Raw genomic sequence first — 20,182 nt, forward strand, 5'->3', positions numbered from 1 at the left:
GGCCCGGATGAGCAACCCAGCCCTGCCCGCCCTCGCGGTGGACGGCCTCGGTCTGCAGATCGGCGGTGCCCGCATCCTGCAGGATGTGAGCTTCACGGTCGCCGCTGGCGAAATGATTGGCGTTATCGGCCCCAACGGGGCCGGCAAGACCACCTTGTTCAACCTGATTTCCGGCGTCTTGCGGCCCACTGCGGGCAGCATCGCGCTGAATGGCAGGGAGATCACCGCCGCCCCAATCCACCGCCGGGCCTCGTCAGGGCTGGGCCGGACGTTCCAGACCTCCAACCTGTTCCCGCGGCTCAGCGTGCTCGAAAATGTCAGGCTGGCCGCCCAGGCGAAACTGGGCGGCAGCTTCAGCATTCTGCGTTTCCCCTCGGCCTCGGACGAGGCCACGAGGATCGCCCGGGGCACCATCGCCGAAGTTGGCCTCACCGGCAAGCTGACGACGGCGGCGGGGGACCTCTCGCACGGCGAGAAACGCAAGGTGGAAATCGCCGTGCTGCTGGCGACCGATCCCGCCGTAGTACTCCTTGATGAACCGATGGCCGGGGTGGCATCGGGGGACGTCCCGTCCCTGACCGCGATCATCCGGGGAATGCACCGGGACCGCGGCTGCACCGTGATGATGGTCGAGCATCATATGGATGTCGTGCTGGGCTTGGTGGACCGGGTGGCCGTGATGCACCACGGCAGCCTGCTGGCCTTGGACAGCCCCGACGCCGTCATGGCCAACCCCACCGTGCAGAGCGCCTACCTCGGAGAACCAGTATGAGCACCGCAGCCGAACACCGCGCCGCCGAGGCCGCGCCCATCCTTAGGGTCGACGGGCTCAGCGCCAGGATCGCCGGCCAGCAGGTCGTCGAGAACGTTTCCTTCACCGTGCCGGGCACCGGCATTACCGCACTGCTGGGCCGCAACGGCGTCGGCAAGACCAGCACCATCAAAGCCATCATCGGGCTGATCGACCGCGCCGGCATCGTGGAACTGGCCGGTGATCGTATCGAGAAGGAAGCCACCTTCAGGATCATCCAGCGTGGCGTCGGCTACGTCCCGGAGGACCGCGAAGTCTTTTCCGAGCTGACCGTAGCGGAGAACCTCCGGCTCGCCGAACGCGACGCCAACCCGCGCCGGCAACTGGTGGAGGAACTCTTCCCGGACCTGCTGGCCCGCGCTTCGCAGATGGCCGGAACGCTTTCCGGCGGACAGCAGCAGATGGTCTCCCTGGCCCGGGCGCTGCTCAACACCAACAAAATCCTGCTGGTCGATGAGCCCACTAAGGGGCTTGCCCCCAAGATCGTCGGCGAGGTGGCCGAAACGCTGGCCGAAGCAGCCAAGACGGTCCCGATCCTGCTCGTTGAACAAAACCTGCAGGTGGTCCGGCAGCTCGCGGAGGGAGCCGTCGTGCTCTCCGGCGGACGCGTGGTCCACACCGGCCGTGCCCTTGACTTCCTTGACGACGCCGGGCTGATCCACAGACATCTCGGTGTCTCCGCCGACGCGGCGTCCCACGGGGACCCGGTCGAGAAAGGCGCTGCCCTGTGAGCACCGTCATCCTGCTGCTGTTCACGGGCCTTGGCCTGGGTGCGCTGTACTTCCTCGTGGCTGCCGGGCTGTCCCTGATCTACGGGCTGATGGGCGTGCTCAACTTCGCACACGGGGCCTTCCTGACCCTGGGAGCCTTCACCGGCTGGGAGATTGCCCGCCGTGCGGGCTCCGACAACTGGGGTATCTTCCTGCTGTCCCTCATCATCGGGGCAGCGGCCGGGGCTGCCTTCGCCGCCTTCACCGAGTTCGTCCTGATCCGCCGGCTGTACCAGCGCCACATTGAGCAGGTGCTCATCACCCTGGGCCTCTCACTCGCCGCGGTGGCCCTCTTCGACGGCATCTGGGGCACCGACCCGGTCTACATCCAAGGCCCCGCCTGGTTCAAGAACACCACGGACATCCTCGGCGCCCGCATTCCCAATGACCGCTTCGTCTGCATCGTTGCCGCCGTCCTGGTGCTGCTGGCCCTGGTGTTTTTCCTGAAAAAGACCCGCTACGGCATGATCATCCGCGCCGGCGTCGAAAACCGGTCCATGGTCACCGCCCTCGGAATCGACGTCCGCAAGGCCTTCACCCTCGTCTTCACCATCGGCGGGGCGGCGGCCGGACTCGGCGGCGTCCTCGCCTCGCACTATTTCGGCTACGTTTCACCGATGCTCGGCGGCTCGCTGCTGATCTTCGCTTTCATCGTCACTGTGATCGGCGGGCTCGGCTCGCTGACCGGCGCGGCCATCGCCGCCGTCGCCGTCGCCGTCCTGCAGCAGTTCGCGAACTTCTACCTCGGCGGCACCGGCGACTTCGTCGTGGTGCTGGCGCTGGCGCTCGTACTGCTGTTCCGTCCCACCGGCCTGCTCGGGAGAACCGCATGACCACCGACACTGATACCAACAGCACCGGCCGGCCCGCGGCCGGCAGCCAAGCCACCCTCCAGCCGGGGAAACGCCGGACCGGCAGGCGCGGGGCAGGGGGAGCGTCCGGCGGCGCCCCGGGGACCGGCCGTCTTGGCATCACCGGCCGCCGCCTCGCGGCATGGGCTGCCGGTCTGGCCGGCGTGCTGCTCCTGGTCCTGCTTCCGCTCCTGAACATCTCGCTGCCCGGTGTGCTGCCCGGCCCCAGCTACACCCCGGGATCCCTGCAGCTGCTGGCCATGTGTATGCTGATGGCTGCCGCGGCCCTTACCTACCACCTGCTCCTCGGTGTTGCCGGCCTGCTGTCCTTCGGGCATGCGCTCTACTTCGGCGCCGGAGTGTACGGGCTGGCCATCATCCTGCAGAACCTGGACATCCCGCTGCTGCCGGCCATGGGGCTCACCCTGCTGGTCGTCATTGTGCTGGCCCACGTGGTGGGCAGCATCAGCCTGCGCGTCAGCGGCATCCCGTTCGCCATGGTCACCCTTGCTTTCGCCCAGGCCGGTTCCGTGATTGTGGGACGCAACCCCGACGGCAAAACCGGCGGGGATGAGGGCTTGACGCTGCGCACCGACAACCTGCCTGACTTTCTGGTCGGGGTGGTCAACACCCGCAACCTGTACTGGCTGGCGCTGGCCGTGCTGGTGGCCGTGTTCGTGATCGTCACCTGGGTGCAGTCCTCCCGGGCCGGCCACGCCGCCGCCGCGGTCCGCGAAAACGAACTGCGGGTCCGCGTCCTCGGTCTGCAGCCCTACCTGGTCAAACTGCTGATCTTTGTGCTCTCCGCGATCCTGGTCAGTGTGATCGGCATGGTCTTCCTGCTGCTGCAAAGCGGCGCTATCCCACGGGCGATCTCCTCGGACCTGACCATCACGCTGCTGGTGATGGTGGTGCTGGGCGGCGTCGGGTCCCGCTGGGGGGCCGTGATCGGCGGCGTGTTCTACACCATTCTCGACCAGCGCCTGACTGCCCTCGCCAACTCCGAGGCCGTCAAGTCCCTCCCGGATATCCTGCGGGTACCGTTGTCTGAACCGTTGTTTATCCTCGGCACGCTCTTCATCCTTGTGGTGCTTTTCCTTCCCGGGGGCTTGGCCGGTACCGCGGAACGGTTGGGCCGCAGGCGCCGCAGGCGGCCAGGGAACGGCGGCGCCGAAACACCCCGCAACATCCTGGAGGACGCTGCATGACCGTCACCACCGGACCCACCGGCGATGGGTTGCACACCCTTGGCCGATGGACCACAGATCGCAGCCAGGCCACACCCCACCGGATCGCCATTGACGACCGCGGCTGCACCCTCACCTACCGCGAACTGGAACGCCGCGCCGAAGCCCTGGCCGCCGGTTTCCGGGCTGCCGGGTACCGGATCGGCGACCGCATAGCCACCCTGACCGGCAACAGCTCAGACCACGTGGTGGCCTTCTTCGCCTGCGCCAAGGCAGGCCTGGTCCTCGTACCCCTGTCCTGGCGACTCTCGCCCCGGGAATTGGCCCTGCAGCTGGAACTCGCCGAGCCGCAACTGCTGCTCATGGAAGACGACCTTGAGGCACCTGGGGCTGCAGCCTGCGCCCTGCTCCCGCACCGCCTGCGCGGCTCCTCGCTGGGGCCCGGCGGCGCGGAGAAATCCGTGCCGCCGCCCACGCGGGTAACACCGGCGCCGGAAACCACCTTTCGGCGGGACGTGCACGACGACGACGCCCTTTTGATGATCTTCACCTCCGGAACCGAGGGGGCCAGCAAGGCTGCAGTACTGACGCACGCAAACTGCTTCTGGAACAACCTCTCGCTGTCACGCACCCTGGACATGGGTAGCAGCGACGTGGTGCTGGCCGTACTGCCACAGTTCCACGTGGGCGGCTGGAACATCCAGCAACTGCTGGCCTGGTGGGTGGGTGCCACCGTGGTCCTCGAACGCGGGTTCGATCCCGGCCGGGTCCTGCAGCTGATACCGGAACGCCGCGTCACTATGCTGATGGGGGTCCCCACCCAGTACCTCATGCTTGCCGAGCATCCGGACTTCGCCACTGCCGAGCTCGGCAGCCTCCGGCATGCCGTGGCGGGTGGCGCACCGATGCCTGCGCCGCTGCTGCGGATCTGGCACCGCAGGGGAGTGGCGCTGAGCCAGGGTTACGGGCTGACCGAGGCGTCACCCAACGTGCTCTGCCTGCCCAACGAGGACGCCGAACGGATGGTGGGGTACTCCGGCAAACCGTATCCGCATGTGTCCGTGGCGGTCGCTGATCCGGCCACCGGCGAAATCCTTGAAGGTGCGGCCAGCGGTGAGCTCCTGGTGGGCGGCCCGGGCGTGTTTGCCGGCTACTATCGGGATCCCGCAGCCACCGCAGCCGTCCTGGCCGGCGGCTGGCTGCACTCCGGCGACCTCGTGGAACGGGACGCCGAGGGCTACATCAGGGTGGTGGACAGGCTCAAGGACATCTACATCTCCGGCGGCGAGAACGTGGCGCCGTCCGAAGTCGAGGCCGTCCTCCTGGGCCATCCCGCAGTTGGGCAGGCAGCCGTGGTGGGAGTGGAGGACCCTCGCTGGGGCGAAAGCGGCCTGGCCTTCGTGGTGGTCCGCCCCGGCATGGTCACGGACGAACAGGAACTGCTGGAGCACTGCAGCTCACAGCTGGCCCGATTCAAGGTCCCGGCACGGATCGAGATGGTGTCAGGCCTGCCGCGGACGGCGCTGAACAAGGTTTTGCGCGCCAAGCTGCGCCAGGATTTGTCCGGACGTCCCGCCCCCGGACACGAACCCGCGGCGGGAGGCCGGCCATGAGCACGGCACCGCGCACCGCCAGGGGAAACCGCACCCGGGCCAAGCTGCTGGAAGCAGCCGAAGCGGTGTTCGCATCGGTGGGCTATCACGACGCCTCGATCGTGAAGATCACCGAGGCGGCCGGCGTCGGGCTCGGGACCTTCTACCTGTACTTCGACGGCAAGCAGACCATCTTCGATGAAGTGGTGGAGGACCTCAACCGCCGGGTCCGCCACGCCATGACCGACGCGGCACGAAATGCCCCCAACCGCATGGAAGCGGAACGGGCAGGTTTCCGCGCGTTCTTCCGCTTCACTGCCCAGCACCCGGCGCTGTACCGGATCATCCGGCAGGCCGAGTTCGTTTCCCCGGGGGCTTTGCGGCTGCATTACACCCGGATCGTGAACGGCTACATCGAAGGGCTGAAGGCGGCGCAGTCCAGCGGGGAAGTCAGGGACATGGACCCCACCGTCGCAGCGTGGGCCCTGATGGGCATCGGCGAACTAATCGGCATGCGCTGGGTCCTGTGGGACGAGGAAGGCGCACCGCCGGTCGAGGGAGCAAGACCCGAGGTACCCGAAGCAGTATTTGAAGAAATGATGCAGTTCATCGAGCGGGGCCTTGCTCCTGACTCCGCCACCACAACCACCCCGCCCCAGGAAGGGACGTTGCCATGACCCAGACAGCCAACCAAGAAACCTACCGCACGACGGAAGTGGCGGTGCGCGGCGGAACACTCCACACTGCCATCTGGGGCCCGGATGATCCTGCCGCTCCAACCGTCCTTGCTGTCCACGGTGTCACCGCTTCCCACAAGTCATGGGCCTATCTCGCCGAAGCCCTGCCCGACGTCCAGATCATCGCTCCGGACCTGCGCGGGCGCGGGCGCAGCAACCAGTTGCCCGGACCATACGGAATGACCACGCACGCACAGGACCTGGCGGCCGTCCTCGAGGACCTGGCGGATGGGCCCTTGGTCGTGGTGGGGCACTCTATGGGCGGCTTCGCATCGCTTGTCCTTGCGGACCTGTTCCCGGAACGCATCCGTTCGCTGGTACTGGTGGACGGGGGCCTGCCCCTGCAGGTTCCGGCCGGCCTTTCGGACGAGGAAGTCATCTCCTCGGTCCTGGGTCCTGCTGCCGAGCGGCTCAATGCCACCTTCCCGAGCCGTGAGGTCTACCGTTCCTTCTGGAGGCAGCACCCCGCCTTCAGCGCCGACTGGGGTCCGCTCGTGGATGCGTATGTGGACTACGACCTCACCGGCGAAGAGCCGGAACTTCGGCCCGCCACGCGGTACGAGGCGATGGCGGAAGATACGGCGGACCTGCACCGCGGTGCTTCGCTGTTGGCGGCACTGAACCGCCTGACGGTAAACACCGATGTCCTCCGGGCGCCCCGGGGACTGCTGAACGAACCGACGGCCCTCTATGCCCCCGGATACCTGGAGTCGTGGGCAGCGAAGCTTCCCGCGCTGCGAGTCACGCAGGTGCCGGACGTCAACCACTACACCATCATCATGGGCCAGACGGGCGCTGCTGCTGTTGCCGAGAGTGTCCGCGCCGCCCTGGCCGGAATGTGAGCGGCGCCAGCACGTGAAAGGTCAATGGCCAGGAGTTCTGACTGCCGTCTCTCCGAGCGATTTTCAAACGCCGATAATTAAGATTCCGTCACCTGCAGGGGATGCGATCTGGAACGGGTGTTCCTCAGCCTCCATTCTCGTGAAGGGACTGGGGGCCGAAAGAGGGCCAAAAAGAGAGTGTGGACTTTGTCCACACTCTCTGGCTCCGGATCGGCTGCTACTGCCTTCGAACTGCCCCGGATTCCGCATGTTTCCGCGACTTCCCAGTGTTTTCAAGCCGTGGAATGCAGTTCGAGTCCCACCTCGGGCACGACATATTGCCTCGTCAGAGGCAATTTTGCTTTGACGTGTTAACAAAGCTTGCGGTCGCGTCATCTGACGGGTTGGGTCGCGGGCTGTGGCCTGGCCCCCGCGGGGCCTGTTCAGGTGTGTGGGGTGGCGGGTTCAAGTCCCTGGCTGGTGGGCCTTCCGCCTGCTGTGGTGCGGTTAGATGCTTCCTCGTTTCGGTTCTGTGTGGTGGGCGTGGTTGTCCAACACCTATTCATGGTCCGAGGTGGCGGGTACAACATGACGTAGCCGCCGTTGGTACGGCAATTTTCTTGAGGGGCTCCTTGCAACCGCCGCCGGAGCCGTATGCGCTCGATTTGTCCTGCCAAATTGGGTGTGGACAGTGTCCACACTTACGTCTGCTTTATGAGAGTCCCTGCTGGCTAGGAGCACGGAAGGGCATGTCGGATCAAGGGCCCCATGTGGCGCCCTGACTGCGGCGGGGAACGGCCCAGTGAAGAACAGAAGGATAAAGGCGAAGCAGGCTTGGCTGCAGGTCGCACAAAATTGTGGGGGAGCGGGCCACTACGACGCCCAGGAACGGGCTCGGCCTTCTGACACACCGAGTGCTTGGACCAAGCGGCGGGGATTGGGCCTACGGTCGTCCCGGCTCGAGAGACTCCGCGCTGCAATTTGCAGTGATCGGGACCCGACGGGGTCAACGTTGCGCTAAGACAGAAGTGGCAGGGTTCGATCCAAGAGCTTTTCCAAGACAACGTGGGAAATGAACGACCACACCTCATTCAAGCCCTGCCTGACGTCCGGCCCCAACATGACAACCAACATGGCCACGGCAGTAGAGACTGCCGAAGATTCCGCTGCCGCCACCACGGGCAGTATCCCGACAACTGCAGAAATGAGTCCGACCCGATACGGGTTCAGGCGCACCGTAGTCGCCAATTGGCGCGAACTGATCGCTGGGGACACGGTGGTTCTCATTGCCCGAAACAAGGACCGCATCGAAGGCACCACCGACGCCGTTACAAAAAATGGAGCATTCCTCTGGCTGCCCCAGGACGCCTTGCGGGCCAGACAGGTTTTTTACCACTCAGATGGCTACATAGTCCTCGTAGATCCGCGCGCGGACTAAAACGCCCAAGCCCCACAGCCAGAGCGCAAAGGAGAGAAGACCTGATGGCCTTCCAATCTCTGACCACAGTTAACGGCAAAGCAGCCCCGCTCAGACGCAACAACGTCGACACGGACCAGATCATCCCGAGAAACGTGGGTCCGTACCGGTTTACTGCACGGTGGAGGTCCGTGGCACGACAATCGAAGTGGACGCAATCGCCTCACGACACCGCGGCCGGGAGAACGAGGCAGACGCCTTGTGGCGCTGGCTTCAAATGGCAGCTCAGCGAGCTTGAGCGACCTTACCGGTAAACGGAATCGTTGGGGGAAATTTTGAAAGTGATGTTCGGATAAATTTCCCTCGATACTAGTTGCCGCCCTGGTGTTGTGACTTTCGTCGAAAATTGCGGCTTGTTCACGGCGCTATTTGTCGCACACACTGTCCGGTGAGGGATCGGCTTAAGGGCACCTCTGACCCGTTGAATTAACGACGCACTAAATGGCGCGGAGAGATGCGGATCGATGCCATGACGATCGACGTTATGCTGCTCGCGCGCGACCAGATCAACGCCCATCGGGCAACATCGACCTGAGTTCTTCTGCACGAGAAGCGCTGCGCTGGCGCTGGCGTCGGGTAAAACTTCTGGCCTGCATATCTAGGACTGCCCGGCTGTCCACCGCTCCCACGCCCAACAGTTGACCCACCCGACGAATTGCTTCGTCCACGTCCCCTGAATCCTCAATCACCTGAAAGACCTCGTCGCGCCGATCCATCGCCTGCATCAAAGCTTCGAGGATCATCAATTCTTCCCTGTGGCGCTCATCTTGATCCATATTGCGATTCTTGCATGACAGGCAGTCTGCGAAATGACTCCGTGCCGTTAGGGGATCGGCTTACGCAACTGCCGTTGAGCTCCTGCGCGAGTACCAGAGCGATAACAATAGGGCTATACCCCAAAGGAAGAACAGGGGATCCCACAACCATGCGTGGCCAATCATCGCGTTGAGGTCATACCCGCCTGCAGGCCGAACCACACCTCCAAGAACTGCGCCGCTGACTAACGTGTTCACGCACCCGTAGACGACAAGGAGCAGTCCGCCGGCCCAGCTCACGGCACGCCAGAACCTCTGCCGGGGCATTCGTCCATATGCGACGGCCACGGGGATAGTCGCTGCCAGCAACTTCACTACCGCAACAACTCCGAGCCCTAGTCTTGCCTCGAGGGGGGCTTCGACGGACAGCTGGACTGCCCATTGGCCAACCGTGGCTAAGAGCCACTGCCCACCCAGGGCCCAGTACAAGCTGAACCCGGCATGCACAGTACCGGCTATGCAGGCCAGCCACACCAAAGATCGGCTGCAGGACAGTTTCCTTTCAGGCGTCACCTGGATCACTGTAGCCAATGTCTGAAGATCGTTTCAGACGGGGCACCGATTGCCGATCCTTCACCGCTCCCAGTACGACTCACGGATGAGTAGTGCTGCGGCTTTAGTCGTGTGCAGGGTGCAGGGTTGCATCTGCATCGGTCTCAACCCATCGGGTGAAGGTGGTCGTGAGGTTAGCTCGAGTGGGCGAGGCACAAAATGGGCCGGCCTCGGCACCGACTGTTTCATCCAGAGGAGCAACGCGGATGAGCCGGAAAGACTCATCGCCGGCGCGGGCCCTGATGGTGACGGCGTTACCGGCCCTGCTCAGCCGCACTGTGATTTCCTGATTGATCCACTCAGGGACAGGTGCCACCGACCAGTCGGAAACCCCATGCGTTACGACCGCCCCAACCTGGGGGACTCCGTCGGACACCTCCACGCCGGCCTTGATCCAAGAAAATTCCGAAACGTGAAGATAGATCCCCGCCTGGTCGAACTGCTCGGTGTAATTCAGAAGGAATGAAACCTCCACGGCCCCCTCAGCGGGCAGCGGTGCCAACAGGGCATGCGCACTGTCATGGACGAAGCCGTACGAGGTGTGCCTCCACGCGTCACTGTTCTCGGCTGCGGTTACCCGCAGAGTCCGACCATCAGCGACGACACGCACGGGCGGGTTGCGCCACCTTCCCCGGTCCCAGGAATCGTGTGCTTCCTTTATCACTTGTGTCACGTCAGATCCTCTAAGTCGATCGTTCAGTCCGTAAGCCCTATTCAAGCAGTGGCACACCCAACACGACGGCGATTGCCCGTTGATCGATCCGGAACTGGCGGTGAAGGCGGCAGCCTTGTTGGAGTCGGTCGCCTGGTTCCATCCACTCATTGATGGGAACAAACGGACGGCGTGGACGCTGATGGTGCTGCTGTGGATCAACGGTTACCGGCATGGCTTCACCACGGATGAAGGCTTCGACCTCGTCGTCGGAGTCGCCGCGGGCACCATCGACTTGCTGGACTCTGCCGCCGAGATTTCCAGGCATCTGGTGCCCCGGTAGTTCTCCAGTGCCCCCGAAAGGGGGTGTGGACAAAGTCCACGCTTTTCGTCTCGTACTGGGCCAAGAAGCCTTCGGTCTGGCCAGGATTCCGCATGTTTTCGCGGGCTCACAGTCATTTCAAGGTTTAGAAGACAGTTCGAGTCCAACCTCGGCACAGTGTTTCCTCAGGTCAGAGGGGTTCTGCTTCAAAGTGTGTACAAAGCTTGTGGTGGCGTCCCTCTGACGCTAGGTTCGCGGGCTGTGGCCTGGCCTCTGCGGGGGCCTATTCAGGTGTGTGGGGTGGCGGGTTCAGACCCTGGCTGGTGGGCCTTCCGCTTCCAGTTGGGTTCTGCGGTTCCTCGTTCCGGTTGTGTTGGGTAGGCCCGGTGTGGCCTACACCTATTCATGGCCCGGGGGAGCCGGGACAACATGACTGTCCGCACCGGCTCTAGGCGCTGCCGCATGCCGGCCTGGCGGACCGATGGAAAGGATGGCCTGCGTTTTTTGTCCTATCAAAGAGGGTGTGTACAGTGTCCACACCTATACAGACCGGGCTGGATTTTTTTGGAGCGGTGCCGGCGTCGGGCGTGGCGCCCGAAGTCCTTGCCGACGTCGGGAAGCGTCCTTAAATGCTTGCCGCTTGACGGTCTGCGGAGACCCTCGTGAGGAAGTCCTCGACTACGGCCGCGAACTCGTCAGGCCGTTCGATCTGCGGCATGTGTCCGGTCTTGGCGAAGACGTGCGACTCGGCGCGGGGCAGCGCCGCGGCGGCCGCTTCAAGGTGGCTGAACGGCAGGACGTGGTCGTGGTCGCCCCACACCACCAGCGCCGGAACGTCGGACTTGGCGAGCGTCTGGATCAGAGCGGTGCGCCACTCGGCCCGGACACCGGAGATCGTTCCCAGGTCGCGGGCGACGTCGCGCAGCGTCCGGCGGTGCGCCTCCCGCTGCGACAGGGCGAGCGCGTGGCCGATGCGGTCGTCCGTGACCAGCGTTTTGTCGTAGAAGAGTGACTGGACGGTCCGGCGGGATGCTTTCTCGTCGGGCCGCAGGAGCAGGGCCGCGAGCGGGCGGACCGCAAGGAGGCGAAGGACCAGTGCCACTTCCTTGCAGAATCCGGCGCTGTTGGCCAGCACGAGTGCGGAGACGCGGTCCGGATGGTCGGCGGCCAGCTTCATGGCCACGGCACCGCCGAGCGAGTTGCCCATTACGGGCAGCGGCCCGGAAACCCCGACGGCGTCCAGTACGGCCGGCAGGATCCCGGCCAGCTTCGCGAGCGTCGTCGTGCCGGGGAGCCGTTCGGAGTACGCGAAGCCGGGAAGGTCGACGCTGTAGACCGTGTGGCGGTCCGAGAGCCGCTCGTGCTGTTCGTTCCAGTCCTCAAGGCTCTGGCCGATGCCGTGCAGCAGCAGGACCGGATCCCCGCTGCCGGTCTTCCGGTAGCGCAGGCGTGTCCCCGCGACGGTGACATGGCCCGTTCCCGGCAGCGCGAGGGGATCCCGGGACGGGGCCACGGGTTGCCGGACGGTTTCCCGCACCGGCTGCCCGCGCCGGCCGAACCGGACATGGTCGGTCAGCCTGCCGGCCCGGAGCAGGGCGAAGTCGCGGAAGTAGTTCTGGTGCAGCCGCCACGGCGAGCCTGCGCCCTGCCGGGGCAATTGGTCGGCGCCGCGGAAAATGTAGCCGGCCTTCAGGTCGATCAGCGAGGACAGCGTGCCGTTGGCGACGTCGGCGGGTGCCACAGGTACCACCCACTGGAGGTTCCGGCGGTCGAGCTGCTTGATCAGCCTGCAGATGTAGCCGGCGACCAGGTCCGCCTTCAGGGTCCAGGATGCGTTGGTGTAGCCGATGGTGAGGGCGAAATTCGGGACCCCCTCCAGCATCATGCCCTTGTAGGTGAGGGTTCTGCCGACGTCCACGGGCTCGCCGTCGACGGAGAGCTTTATGCCGCCGATCACCAGCAAGTTCAGTCCCGTGGCCGTGACAATGACGTCGGCGGGCAGCGATGTGCCGGAGGCCAGGTCAATCCCGTCCGGGGTGATCCGGGAGATCGTGTCGGTCACGATCTCGGCAGTGCCGGCACTGATGGCCCGGTACAGGTCCCCGTTGGGGATCGCGCAGATCCGCTGGTCCCACGGCTGGTACGACGGGGCTAGGTGCGTGTCCACCGGGAAGCCCGCCGGCAGTTTGGCTACTGCCGACTTGCGCAGGATCGCCTTCATCGTCTCGGGCCGCCGTCGGCTGAGCTGGTAGGTGAACATGGAGAAGAGAATGTTCTTGGAGCGTACGACGTCGTACGCCAGTTGCGCGGGCAGCTTGCCCCGGAGGCGGTCGGCCAGGTGGTCCCGCGCGGGCACGGGGGCGATGTAGGTGGGGGAGCGCTGCAGCATCGTCACCTTGGCCGCCGACTTTGCCATGGACGGCACCAGCGTCACGGCCGTGGCGCCGCTGCCGATGACCACCACCTGCTTTCCCTCATAGTCGACGTCGGCCGGCCAGTGCTGCGGGTGGACGATCGTTCCGGCAAAGGTGTCGGCCCCGTCGATGGCCGGGGTGAAGCCCTCGTCGTAGCGGTAGTAGCCGGAACAGACGGACAGGAACGAGCAGGTGAAGGTGACCGGCGCGGGGGAGGAGGCGGTGTCGCCGGACCGGAACTCGTCGCCGGAGGTGTGGACCGCCGTCACGGTCCACAGTGCGGTTTCGCTTGACCATGCAGCGGAAATGACCCGGGTGTTCAGCCGGATCCGCGGCGCCAGGCCCTCGTCGGCGACCGTTGCCTCGATGTAATCGCGGATGGACTCGCCGTCCGCGATCGCCTTGGCGCCGGCCCAGGGCCGGAAGGAGTAGCCGAGCGTGTACATGTCGCTGTCGGACCGGATCCCGGGGTACCGGAACAGGTCCCAGGTCCCCCCGACGGCGCTCCGCGACTCCAGTACGGTGAAGGTTTTTCGGGGTACCTCGCGCTTCAGCCGGCTGGCGAAACCCACGCCGCTCAGCCCGGCGCCGACAATCAACACATCTACGTGCTCGCTCACGCCGCCAAGTTATCGACTTAACGTTGAGATAGTCAACACTGTGTTGAGACCCGGGGCTAGGATGGGCGCATGGCTCAAAGAGGAAGACGCAGCGCGAGGGTTTCGGGCGATGAGCGGCAGGACGCAATCCTGGTCACCGCGGAGGCCCTCCTGGCCAGCCGTGCCTTTGACGACGTCTCCATCGAGGATCTGGCCCGGGGTGCCGGCATTTCGCGCCCCACGTTCTACTTCTACTTCCCCTCGAAAGATGCCGTGCTGCTGGCCCTGCTGGACCGGGTTATCACTGAGGTCGAGCACCGGGTGGGGCACCTGCCGCGCGATTTCGAGAGCGACCCCGCGGGTGCGTGGACCCGTTCCATCGGAATGTTCGTTGAGGTGTTTGTCTCGCACCGCGGTGTGTCGATCGCCGCCATCGGGGCGCGCGCCCGCAACGACGAGGTGCGCGGGCTGTGGTCCAAATCGATGCAGTCCTGGGTGGACTTCTCAAGGGACGTCATCCGTGCCGAGCAGGCCCGCGGGGCCGCGCCAGCGGGCATCGACGCGCACGACCTCGCGGTGAGCCTGAACCTGATGAACGAACGGGTCATTACTGCTGTCCTCAACCGGGAGAGTCCCGCCATCGCGGAGACCGCCGCCCTGGACGTCCTGTCAACCATCTGGATCCGCAGTATTTACGGGTCCGACAACCCCGGCGGCCGCTAAGGCCCGCGCCGAAAGGAAACCATAATGCCCTCCATCAAGACGCTCACCGTGCTCGGCACCGGAGTGCTCGGCTCCCAGATCGCCTTCCAGGCCGCATTCCACGGTTTCGCGGTCACCGCCTACGACGTCGACGAGGACGCGCTTTCCAAGGCGCGGGACCGTTTCACCCGCCTCGCCGGCATCTACCGGGCACAGGTAGCCGGCGCCTCCGAGGGCAAGACCGAAGCAGCCCTGGCAAACCTCCGCCTCACCGCAGACCTCGGGGACGCCGTCGTCGACGCGGACCTCGTGATCGAAGCCGCTCCCGAACTGCTGGAACTCAAACGCGACGTCTACCGCAAGCTCGCTGAGCTGGCGCCGGCCAAGGCCATCTTCGCGACCAACTCCTCCACCCTGCTGCCCAGTGACCTCAAAGACTTCACCGGACGCCCGGACCGCTTCCTCGCGCTCCATTACGCCAACAACATCTGGGCGCAGAACATCGCCGAGGTCATGGGCACTGGGGAGACGGACCCGGCGGTGTACGCCGCTGTCGTCGACTTTGCCCGGAGCAGCGGACTGGAACCGATCGAGATCAAGAAGGAGAAGGCCGGCTACGTCCTGAACTCGCTGCTGGTTCCGCTGCTGAACGCGGCCGCCGGACTGCTGCTGCAGGGCGTCGCCGACCCGCACACCATTGACAAGACCTGGCGCATCGCCACGGGGGCCCCGAGCGGACCGTTCCAGATCTACGACGTCGTCGGCCTCACCACGGCGTACAACATCGCCTCGGCCTCGCCGGATGCCGGTTCCCAGGCGTTCGCCCAGTACCTGAAGGAGCACCACATCGACCAGGGCAAGCTGGGCGTCGCCTCGGGGGAGGGCTTCTACAAGTACTGAGCCGCGGACCCCTAGTGCTGCTGCAGTTCTTCCCGTTCCACGTCTTGGACCGACAGGGAGAGCAGGCAGAACTCATTGCCCTCCGGGTCGGCCAGCACCACCCCCAGCTACCGCATCGGCTGGATCTTCTCCACGAAGGAGAACACCGTGGAGTTCATCCTGCCGCCGGACGTGCAGAGCGGCCACGATGACGTCGTCGTCCTGGACAAGGACGGCAAACAAGTCTCCTTCGACCGCCTGTTGGTAACACCGAAGGGATAACCTGCGGCGACGAACAAAGTCCACCTAGGTTGGAACGGCGTGGCTGAGTATTGCCATCCGTTCCGACCCCGGGGTCGATCACAGGAATGCGACTTCAGCGCTTGCTGCCGTGGATTCGCCGCCTTCTGTGCTACTAAGTTTCATGCCCTCTTGCCGGGAAGCACCACGATACGGCGGCGCGCTTGGCGACCAGTGGATCCTCAATGTTTGCGACGGGAATGGTTCGGTCTGTCATCAAGCTATAGGCGGGTCAGGAGCGCATCAATCGGGCTGCGACCCAGCAAGCAATCTTGGACGCGGCGCGCGGGAGGCTGAAACGGGTGCGCGCCTTCCGGCTCAGCGAGACTGCGGTTGTCATATCGACCAGCCACGGATGTTAAAGCCTGCGGGATCTGTTATGTGTGGGTGTTGAGGTAGTGAAGAATGGCGCGCGCCGTTTCCTCTGGTGCGCTCATATGGGGGCAGTGCCCCGTGGCCTGGAGCTGCACCAGGGTGCTGTGTTCCAGGTTCTTGTGCAGGTAAGCGCCCACTTCGGGTGGGGCAAGCCTGTCGTCAGAGCATTGCAGAATTAGGCAGCTGGTGTGCAGCTTTCTCAGTTCCGGGCGGGAGTCGGAGAAGAAAGTCACTTCAGCGAAGTGCCGTGCGATGGCCGGATCTGTCCGGCAGAAGCTCGCGCTCAGGTCCTCCGCTAATTCCGGCTCTTGCGGGTTGCCCATGATTACGGGAGCCAGGGCCGCGGCCCAGGCGAAATAGTCGCTGTCCAGAGATGCCAGCAGCCTCTCGATGTCTTCCCGCGTAAACCCGCCTATGTAACCGTCGTATGGGTCATTGGTATGACGGGGTGAAGGAGCGAGCGGGATCAGGTGGAAAACCAGGTTGGTTCCTGCGCTGCGGCGACCTCAGCGATCATTGTGCTGACACTGTGTCCCACCAAGATGACGTCCTGAAGTTCGAGGGCGGCGCAAATCTTCAGCAGGTCCGTCGCGTACCCATTCAGGGACGCGTGCTTATCCCAGTCGTAGGCGCTGATGTCGGAGTGTCCCGCACCAACATGATCAAAAAGCACCAGCCGGTAGTCATCAAGGAAGTAGGCGACCAGCTTTCGCCATACCCCCTGGTCGCAGCCAAAACCGTAGGCAAACATCAACACGGGCCCGTCATCCCGACCCAATACGGTGATATTGTTCCGGTCGATTACCGCAGTATCTGCTTTGATCACATTCCCACTGACCCTCACGTAAGGTGCCGTCCTCTCCCAGACTATGCAGGGGAAGGAGAGATTCCTAGGGATCCTGCCACTGTGACCTTTAGGGGCGTCGATTCAGCTCAGACGGTTCCTCAGGGGCGACTGGCTGACTGAAAGAGACACCCAGCGAACTTTATGCCGGCGCCCGGACCCCTTGAGCTCGAGGCTCGAATCGAAGGTGGGTGCAGACCGCAATGGTGACAGTACCGTTTTGGTACCGTAGGGGGATGGCTATGAACCTTCGTGTCCCTGAAGACCTCGATAGGCGGCTGGAGAAGTTGGCTGCCGAGGAACACACGTCCAAGTCCGCGCTTCTGTTGCAGGGCGCAGAGTTGGTTCTGCAGCGCCACGCGCGCCGGCGTGAAATCAGCGCAGGTCTTGATTTTGTTATAAGTCACGACGCTGATCTGCTGAAGCGCCTTGAGGACGCGTGACAGCGTACCTAGACATTGAGGATGCCCTTCAAGTAGTCGATCGGTACGGCTTCCATATCCGTGATGTCGGGTTGTTGGCCTCGGCATTGGTCAGGCCGGCTACCACTGTCATGGGCGCGGAAGCTTATCCGGAACTAGCCGTGAAGGTGGCCGCGTTGATGGAGTCGGTCGCCCGGTTCCAGCCACTCATTGATGGCAACAAACGGACGGCATGGACGCTCATGGTGCTGCTGCTCTGGATCAACGGTTACCGGCATGACTTCAGCACGAATGAGGGCTTCGACCTCGTCGTCGGAGTCGCCACGGGCACTATTGACTTGCTGGACTCTGCCGCCGAGATTTCCAGGCATCTGGTGCCCCGGTAGTCCTCCAGCGCCCGCGAAAGGGGTGTGGACAATGTCCACACTTTTGGGCTCGGACTGCCTTGTAAAGCATTCGAACTGCTTCGGATTCCGTACATTTTCGGGAGTTTCCAGTGTTTGCAGGGGCCGGTATGCACTCGAGTCCCCACCTCGGGTATGACAGATCGCCTGGTCAGAGGCGGTTTTGCTTTGACGTGTTGACAAGGCTTGTGGTCGCGTCGCTCTGACGGGTAGTTCGCGGGCTGTGGCCTGGCCGTCGCGGTGGCCTATTCAGGTGTGTGGGTGGCGGGGTTAAGACGCTGGCTGGTGGGCCTTCCGCCTGCTGTGAGTATTTTGGCGCTTCCTCGTTCCGGTTCTGTCGGGTGGGCCCGGCTGGCCTACACCTATTCATGGCCCGAGAAGCGGGGACGACATGACTTCAGGAATCTCGCTCTAGGATGCGCCTGGGAGTGATCTTAGGCGTGCCCGCGAGAGTCGCGCAGAGGTTTGTTGCAAAGAGAGTGTGGACAGTGTCCTCACTTACGTCTGCTTTATTGGACGACCGCGTGGACTTGAGTCTGATCTCAAGGTGATTACAACGTTGCTGCGTATCGAGCCTTCGTTGTCGACTTCTCGTGGGCCTCAACTGGTTGGGCGTTCGCGCACGGGTTTATGACGTTCAGCCACTTGAGGTCCGCGTTGGACTCAGGGGCTGCGAACAGGGCACGACGGAGCCATGTCGGACCGTGCGGTAAAAGACCGGCTTAGGGCGCCGGGCCTCACCTCAGTACCAGGCGAGGATATTCATTCCATCGGAAACCAGTCCGGTCGCGAGGAGTCCAGTCCCACCGGGTAGCCGCATTCCTCTCAAGGAACCGAATGAGGGGTTGAGTCGCTTTGGCGCCCGGAACGACCACCATATGCTCGGATTCGTGGATCCGTGGTGATAATCGACGTCCCAGGCTATTGGCGGGAAAAAGTTTCGTCGACTCTTTGCGAAGACCTGCTTGACCGACGGCGTGCGATCGTCCAGGGTCCAGCGCCGGAGAGGATGCAAGTCCGCGCGCATGAAACATGCGATTACTGAGTACCGAGGCACTGGCAGCGCCAGTGCACCGCTGGTACAACGCCGAAAGAATCTCGGCAAAACTCAAGGGCCTGAGGACGGTTCAATACCATACTCAGGCCCTTGCGGCTTAGGCTCCTATTTGGCCAGTCCAACTTCCGGGGACCAGTTCAATGCGGGGTGTGACATTTCTCAATGCGCTCTTGGCTCGTCACTTCAAGGTGCCAGGCTAGGCAGTGAGGCGGGGCGCGGTCCTGCTGGGCGACACGGTTGCGGCAGTGAGGACCGCCGTCTCCCGCTCGCTCTGCTGCACCTCGTCGAGTTCCTTGAGCGTGTACTTTTTGGTCTCTTTGGCGGTGAGGGCTGAGATTCCTGCCAGGACCATGAATCCGAGCGCGACCATGGACGGTCCAACCCAATCTTTCAGGTCGGGGCCGGCGAGTGCCGTGGAGAGAACGGGGCCGATGACGCCCGAGATGGCGAAGCCGATCTGGGTTCCGAGGGCGAGTCCGGAGACGCGCAGGCGTCCGGGGAACATCTCTGCGAAGAAGGAGGGCCAGGACGCGTTCACCATTGAGTAGAAGAGGGAGTAGTTGATGATGCCAAACAGGAAGATCAGCGACCAGTTGCCGGTCGTGATTGACCAGAGGTAGGGCACCATTGTGATGCCTGCGCCGCCTGTTGCGATGAGGAACATCGTTTTGCGGCCGATCTTGTCCACAAGGAATCCTGCCAGGGGGGTGATTCCGAGGGCGATCACGGCTGAGACTGTGGTCGTCAGGAGCATGGTTGGCTTATCCAGTTTGTATCCGGCGGTCCCGAATGCGACCGAGAAGGTTTGCATCATGTAGCTGGTGCCCGCGATGAGGGCGCAGAAGACGATCCGCAGCACCGCGCGCCAGTGGAAGCGCAGAAGGTGCCTGAGGGGTGCGACGTTCACCTTGGCGGCCTGGAGCTTTACGAACTCGGGCGGCTCCTGGATGTGGCGGCGGATCAGGTATGCAGCGACGACTACGATGGCGGAGGCCCAGAACGGCAGCCGCCAACCCCAGGTCAGCAGCTGCTCCGAGGGCATAGCGGCGATCGGGATGAAGACCAGCAGGGTGAGCAGCGTGCCGGAGGAGGATCCCAGCGTGGTGAAGCTCGCGAGGAACCCGCGTCGGCCCTCGGAAGCATGCTCCAGGCTCATGGTGATGGCACTGGGCTGCTCGCCGGAAAGGCACAGTCCTTGGATGACGCGGATCAGCACGAGCAGGATCGGCGCGAGAGGACCGATTTGGGCGTACGTGGGCAGGCACCCGATCAGGAAGGTACAGCCGCCGATGCCGAACAGTGTGATCATCATGACGAACTTGCGGCCGCGGCGGTCACCCAGCGGCCCCAGGATGAGAGAGCCGAGCGGACGTACCGCGTAGCCGACCGCAAAGGTGATCATTGCGAGCAGCACGCTGATGCCCTGGGGGAGCTCGGGCGAGAAGAAGAGGACGTTCAGAATCAACGCGGACGAGGTGCCGTACACGGCGAAGTCGTAGTACTCCAGCGTCGTGCCGATCCAGGCCGCCACTGCGGCCCTGACCGGGGTCTTCTTCGGAAGTAAGGTTTCAGTCATTTCGTCTCCGTTGGTGATTGGGT

Annotated in this window: 22 protein-coding genes; 15 read left to right on the forward strand and 7 right to left on the reverse strand. The window is 63.9% G+C overall.

The features are described 5' to 3' along the window. Positions 1–7: 7 nt before the first annotated feature. The 8 genes from ACTAQI_RS04730 to ACTAQI_RS04765 all read left to right on the forward strand — a co-directional run bounded on the left by ACTAQI_RS04730 (position 8) and on the right by ACTAQI_RS04765 (position 8,207). Entirely contained in the window at positions 8–772 is a 765-nt protein-coding gene (locus ACTAQI_RS04730; protein WP_457949887.1) for an ABC transporter ATP-binding protein, read from the forward strand. Beyond that, on the forward strand, positions 769–1,542 hold the full coding sequence (locus ACTAQI_RS04735; RefSeq protein ID WP_457949889.1) for an ABC transporter ATP-binding protein: 774 nt from the start codon (positions 769–771) through the stop codon (positions 1,540–1,542). Before ACTAQI_RS04730 ends, ACTAQI_RS04735 begins: the two co-directional genes overlap by 4 nt. Next, positions 1,539–2,414, forward strand: coding sequence for a branched-chain amino acid ABC transporter permease (locus ACTAQI_RS04740; RefSeq protein ID WP_457949891.1), 876 nt, complete (start codon positions 1,539–1,541; stop codon positions 2,412–2,414). Before ACTAQI_RS04735 ends, ACTAQI_RS04740 begins: the two co-directional genes overlap by 4 nt. After that, complete coding sequence (locus ACTAQI_RS04745) at positions 2,411–3,640, forward strand: branched-chain amino acid ABC transporter permease (RefSeq protein ID WP_457949893.1); 1,230 nt, start codon at positions 2,411–2,413, stop codon at positions 3,638–3,640. Before ACTAQI_RS04740 ends, ACTAQI_RS04745 begins: the two co-directional genes overlap by 4 nt. Continuing rightward, positions 3,637–5,232: a class I adenylate-forming enzyme family protein gene (locus ACTAQI_RS04750; protein WP_457949895.1), complete on the forward strand. Its 1,596-nt coding sequence runs from the start codon at positions 3,637–3,639 to the stop codon at positions 5,230–5,232. The genes ACTAQI_RS04745 and ACTAQI_RS04750 overlap by 4 nt, the downstream gene beginning before the upstream one ends. After that, positions 5,229–5,888: a TetR/AcrR family transcriptional regulator gene (locus ACTAQI_RS04755; RefSeq protein WP_457949896.1), complete on the forward strand. Its 660-nt coding sequence runs from the start codon at positions 5,229–5,231 to the stop codon at positions 5,886–5,888. The genes ACTAQI_RS04750 and ACTAQI_RS04755 overlap by 4 nt, the downstream gene beginning before the upstream one ends. Continuing rightward, on the forward strand, positions 5,885–6,790 hold the full coding sequence (locus ACTAQI_RS04760; protein ID WP_457949898.1) for an alpha/beta hydrolase: 906 nt from the start codon (positions 5,885–5,887) through the stop codon (positions 6,788–6,790). The genes ACTAQI_RS04755 and ACTAQI_RS04760 overlap by 4 nt, the downstream gene beginning before the upstream one ends. 1,051 nt (positions 6,791–7,841) lie before the next feature. Next, positions 7,842–8,207, forward strand: coding sequence for a hypothetical protein (locus ACTAQI_RS04765; protein ID WP_457949900.1), 366 nt, complete (start codon positions 7,842–7,844; stop codon positions 8,205–8,207). Between the two features lie 545 nt (positions 8,208–8,752). On the opposite strand, the gene ACTAQI_RS04770 is transcribed toward ACTAQI_RS04765, so the two are convergent. The 3 genes from ACTAQI_RS04770 to ACTAQI_RS04780 all read right to left on the reverse strand — a co-directional run bounded on the left by ACTAQI_RS04770 (position 8,753) and on the right by ACTAQI_RS04780 (position 10,286). Beyond that, positions 8,753–9,022: a DNA gyrase subunit A gene (locus tag ACTAQI_RS04770; RefSeq protein WP_457949902.1), complete on the reverse strand. Its 270-nt coding sequence runs from the start codon at positions 9,020–9,022 to the stop codon at positions 8,753–8,755. A gap of 60 nt (positions 9,023–9,082) precedes the next feature. Then, positions 9,083–9,583, reverse strand: a complete 501-nt coding sequence (locus ACTAQI_RS04775; RefSeq protein WP_457950988.1) for a DUF3995 domain-containing protein — start codon at positions 9,581–9,583, stop codon at positions 9,083–9,085. Positions 9,584–9,677: 94 nt separating this feature from the next. Then, positions 9,678–10,286, reverse strand: coding sequence for a DUF1349 domain-containing protein (locus ACTAQI_RS04780; RefSeq protein WP_457949903.1), 609 nt, complete (start codon positions 10,284–10,286; stop codon positions 9,678–9,680). A gap of 79 nt (positions 10,287–10,365) precedes the next feature. Here ACTAQI_RS04780 and ACTAQI_RS04785 point away from each other — a divergent pair, with 79 nt between their 5' ends. Next, a complete protein-coding gene (locus ACTAQI_RS04785) occupies positions 10,366–10,608 on the forward strand; it encodes a type II toxin-antitoxin system death-on-curing family toxin (protein WP_457949905.1) in 243 nt (80 codons plus the stop codon). A gap of 604 nt (positions 10,609–11,212) precedes the next feature. Here the strand turns inward: ACTAQI_RS04785 and ACTAQI_RS04790 are convergent. Continuing rightward, positions 11,213–13,621, reverse strand: a complete 2,409-nt coding sequence (locus tag ACTAQI_RS04790; protein ID WP_457949906.1) for an alpha/beta fold hydrolase — start codon at positions 13,619–13,621, stop codon at positions 11,213–11,215. 69 nt (positions 13,622–13,690) lie between these two features. On the opposite strand from ACTAQI_RS04790, the gene ACTAQI_RS04795 reads away from it, so the two are divergent. The 3 genes from ACTAQI_RS04795 (at position 13,691) to ACTAQI_RS04805 (ending at position 15,463) form a co-directional block, all read left to right on the forward strand. Next, the gene (locus ACTAQI_RS04795; protein WP_457949907.1) at positions 13,691–14,323 is read left to right on the forward strand and encodes a TetR/AcrR family transcriptional regulator; all 633 of its coding nucleotides are present in this window, start codon (positions 13,691–13,693) and stop codon (positions 14,321–14,323) included. A 24-nt stretch (positions 14,324–14,347) separates the two neighbouring features. Then, positions 14,348–15,202 (forward strand): 3-hydroxyacyl-CoA dehydrogenase, encoded by an 855-nt coding sequence (locus tag ACTAQI_RS04800; RefSeq protein ID WP_457949909.1) that lies wholly within the window; start codon positions 14,348–14,350, stop codon positions 15,200–15,202. Positions 15,203–15,277: 75 nt separating this feature from the next. Beyond that, a complete protein-coding gene (locus tag ACTAQI_RS04805) occupies positions 15,278–15,463 on the forward strand; it encodes a hypothetical protein (RefSeq protein WP_457949911.1) in 186 nt (61 codons plus the stop codon). Positions 15,464–15,858: 395 nt separating this feature from the next. Here the strand turns inward: ACTAQI_RS04805 and ACTAQI_RS04810 are convergent, their stop codons facing one another. Together ACTAQI_RS04810 and ACTAQI_RS04815 are read right to left on the reverse strand one after the other, a co-directional pair. Then, entirely contained in the window at positions 15,859–16,338 is a 480-nt protein-coding gene (locus tag ACTAQI_RS04810) for an alpha/beta fold hydrolase (protein ID WP_457950989.1), read from the reverse strand. Further along, on the reverse strand, positions 16,323–16,682 hold the full coding sequence (locus ACTAQI_RS04815) for an alpha/beta fold hydrolase (RefSeq protein ID WP_457949912.1): 360 nt from the start codon (positions 16,680–16,682) through the stop codon (positions 16,323–16,325). The genes ACTAQI_RS04810 and ACTAQI_RS04815 overlap by 16 nt, the downstream gene beginning before the upstream one ends. A gap of 254 nt (positions 16,683–16,936) precedes the next feature. On the opposite strand from ACTAQI_RS04815, the gene ACTAQI_RS04820 reads away from it, so the two are divergent. The 3 genes from ACTAQI_RS04820 to ACTAQI_RS04830 all read left to right on the forward strand — a co-directional run bounded on the left by ACTAQI_RS04820 (position 16,937) and on the right by ACTAQI_RS04830 (position 18,684). Beyond that, positions 16,937–17,143 (forward strand): ribbon-helix-helix protein, CopG family, encoded by a 207-nt coding sequence (locus ACTAQI_RS04820; protein WP_457949913.1) that lies wholly within the window; start codon positions 16,937–16,939, stop codon positions 17,141–17,143. Beyond that, positions 17,140–17,508 (forward strand): type II toxin-antitoxin system death-on-curing family toxin, encoded by a 369-nt coding sequence (locus tag ACTAQI_RS04825; protein WP_457949914.1) that lies wholly within the window; start codon positions 17,140–17,142, stop codon positions 17,506–17,508. Before ACTAQI_RS04820 ends, ACTAQI_RS04825 begins: the two co-directional genes overlap by 4 nt. A 1,050-nt stretch (positions 17,509–18,558) precedes the next feature. Next, positions 18,559–18,684 carry an IS3 family transposase gene (locus ACTAQI_RS04830; protein WP_457949916.1) on the forward strand — a complete coding sequence of 42 codons (126 nt, stop codon included), beginning with the start codon at positions 18,559–18,561 and terminating at the stop codon, positions 18,682–18,684. 95 nt (positions 18,685–18,779) lie between these two features. Here ACTAQI_RS04830 and ACTAQI_RS04835 read toward each other — a convergent pair whose 3' ends face one another. Then, a complete protein-coding gene (locus ACTAQI_RS04835) occupies positions 18,780–20,159 on the reverse strand; it encodes an MFS transporter (protein ID WP_457949918.1) in 1,380 nt (459 codons plus the stop codon). Between the last annotated feature and the right edge of the window lie 23 nt (positions 20,160–20,182).

It is taken from the genome of Pseudarthrobacter sp. alpha12b, from assembly GCF_054130495.1.

What these genes read in the sequence shown, in the direction of transcription:
- ACTAQI_RS04730 (WP_457949887.1), top strand. Translation starts at nt 8, where the DNA reads ATGAGCAACCCAGCCCTGCCCGCCCTCGCGGTGGACGGCCTCGGTCTG.
- ACTAQI_RS04735 (WP_457949889.1), top strand. Translation starts at nt 769, where the DNA reads ATGAGCACCGCAGCCGAACACCGCGCCGCCGAGGCCGCGCCCATCCTT.
- ACTAQI_RS04745 (WP_457949893.1), top strand. Translation starts at nt 2,411, where the DNA reads ATGACCACCGACACTGATACCAACAGCACCGGCCGGCCCGCGGCCGGC.
- ACTAQI_RS04750 (WP_457949895.1), top strand. Translation starts at nt 3,637, where the DNA reads ATGACCGTCACCACCGGACCCACCGGCGATGGGTTGCACACCCTTGGC.
- ACTAQI_RS04755 (WP_457949896.1), top strand. Translation starts at nt 5,229, where the DNA reads ATGAGCACGGCACCGCGCACCGCCAGGGGAAACCGCACCCGGGCCAAG.
- ACTAQI_RS04760 (WP_457949898.1), top strand. Translation starts at nt 5,885, where the DNA reads ATGACCCAGACAGCCAACCAAGAAACCTACCGCACGACGGAAGTGGCG.
- ACTAQI_RS04765 (WP_457949900.1), top strand. Translation starts at nt 7,842, where the DNA reads ATGAACGACCACACCTCATTCAAGCCCTGCCTGACGTCCGGCCCCAAC.
- ACTAQI_RS04770 (WP_457949902.1), bottom strand. Translation starts at nt 9,022, where the DNA reads ATGGATCAAGATGAGCGCCACAGGGAAGAATTGATGATCCTCGAAGCT.
- ACTAQI_RS04795 (WP_457949907.1), top strand. Translation starts at nt 13,691, where the DNA reads ATGGCTCAAAGAGGAAGACGCAGCGCGAGGGTTTCGGGCGATGAGCGG.
- ACTAQI_RS04800 (WP_457949909.1), top strand. Translation starts at nt 14,348, where the DNA reads ATGCCCTCCATCAAGACGCTCACCGTGCTCGGCACCGGAGTGCTCGGC.
- ACTAQI_RS04820 (WP_457949913.1), top strand. Translation starts at nt 16,937, where the DNA reads ATGGCTATGAACCTTCGTGTCCCTGAAGACCTCGATAGGCGGCTGGAG.
- ACTAQI_RS04830 (WP_457949916.1), top strand. Translation starts at nt 18,559, where the DNA reads ATGCGATTACTGAGTACCGAGGCACTGGCAGCGCCAGTGCACCGCTGG.
- ACTAQI_RS04835 (WP_457949918.1), bottom strand. Translation starts at nt 20,159, where the DNA reads ATGACTGAAACCTTACTTCCGAAGAAGACCCCGGTCAGGGCCGCAGTG.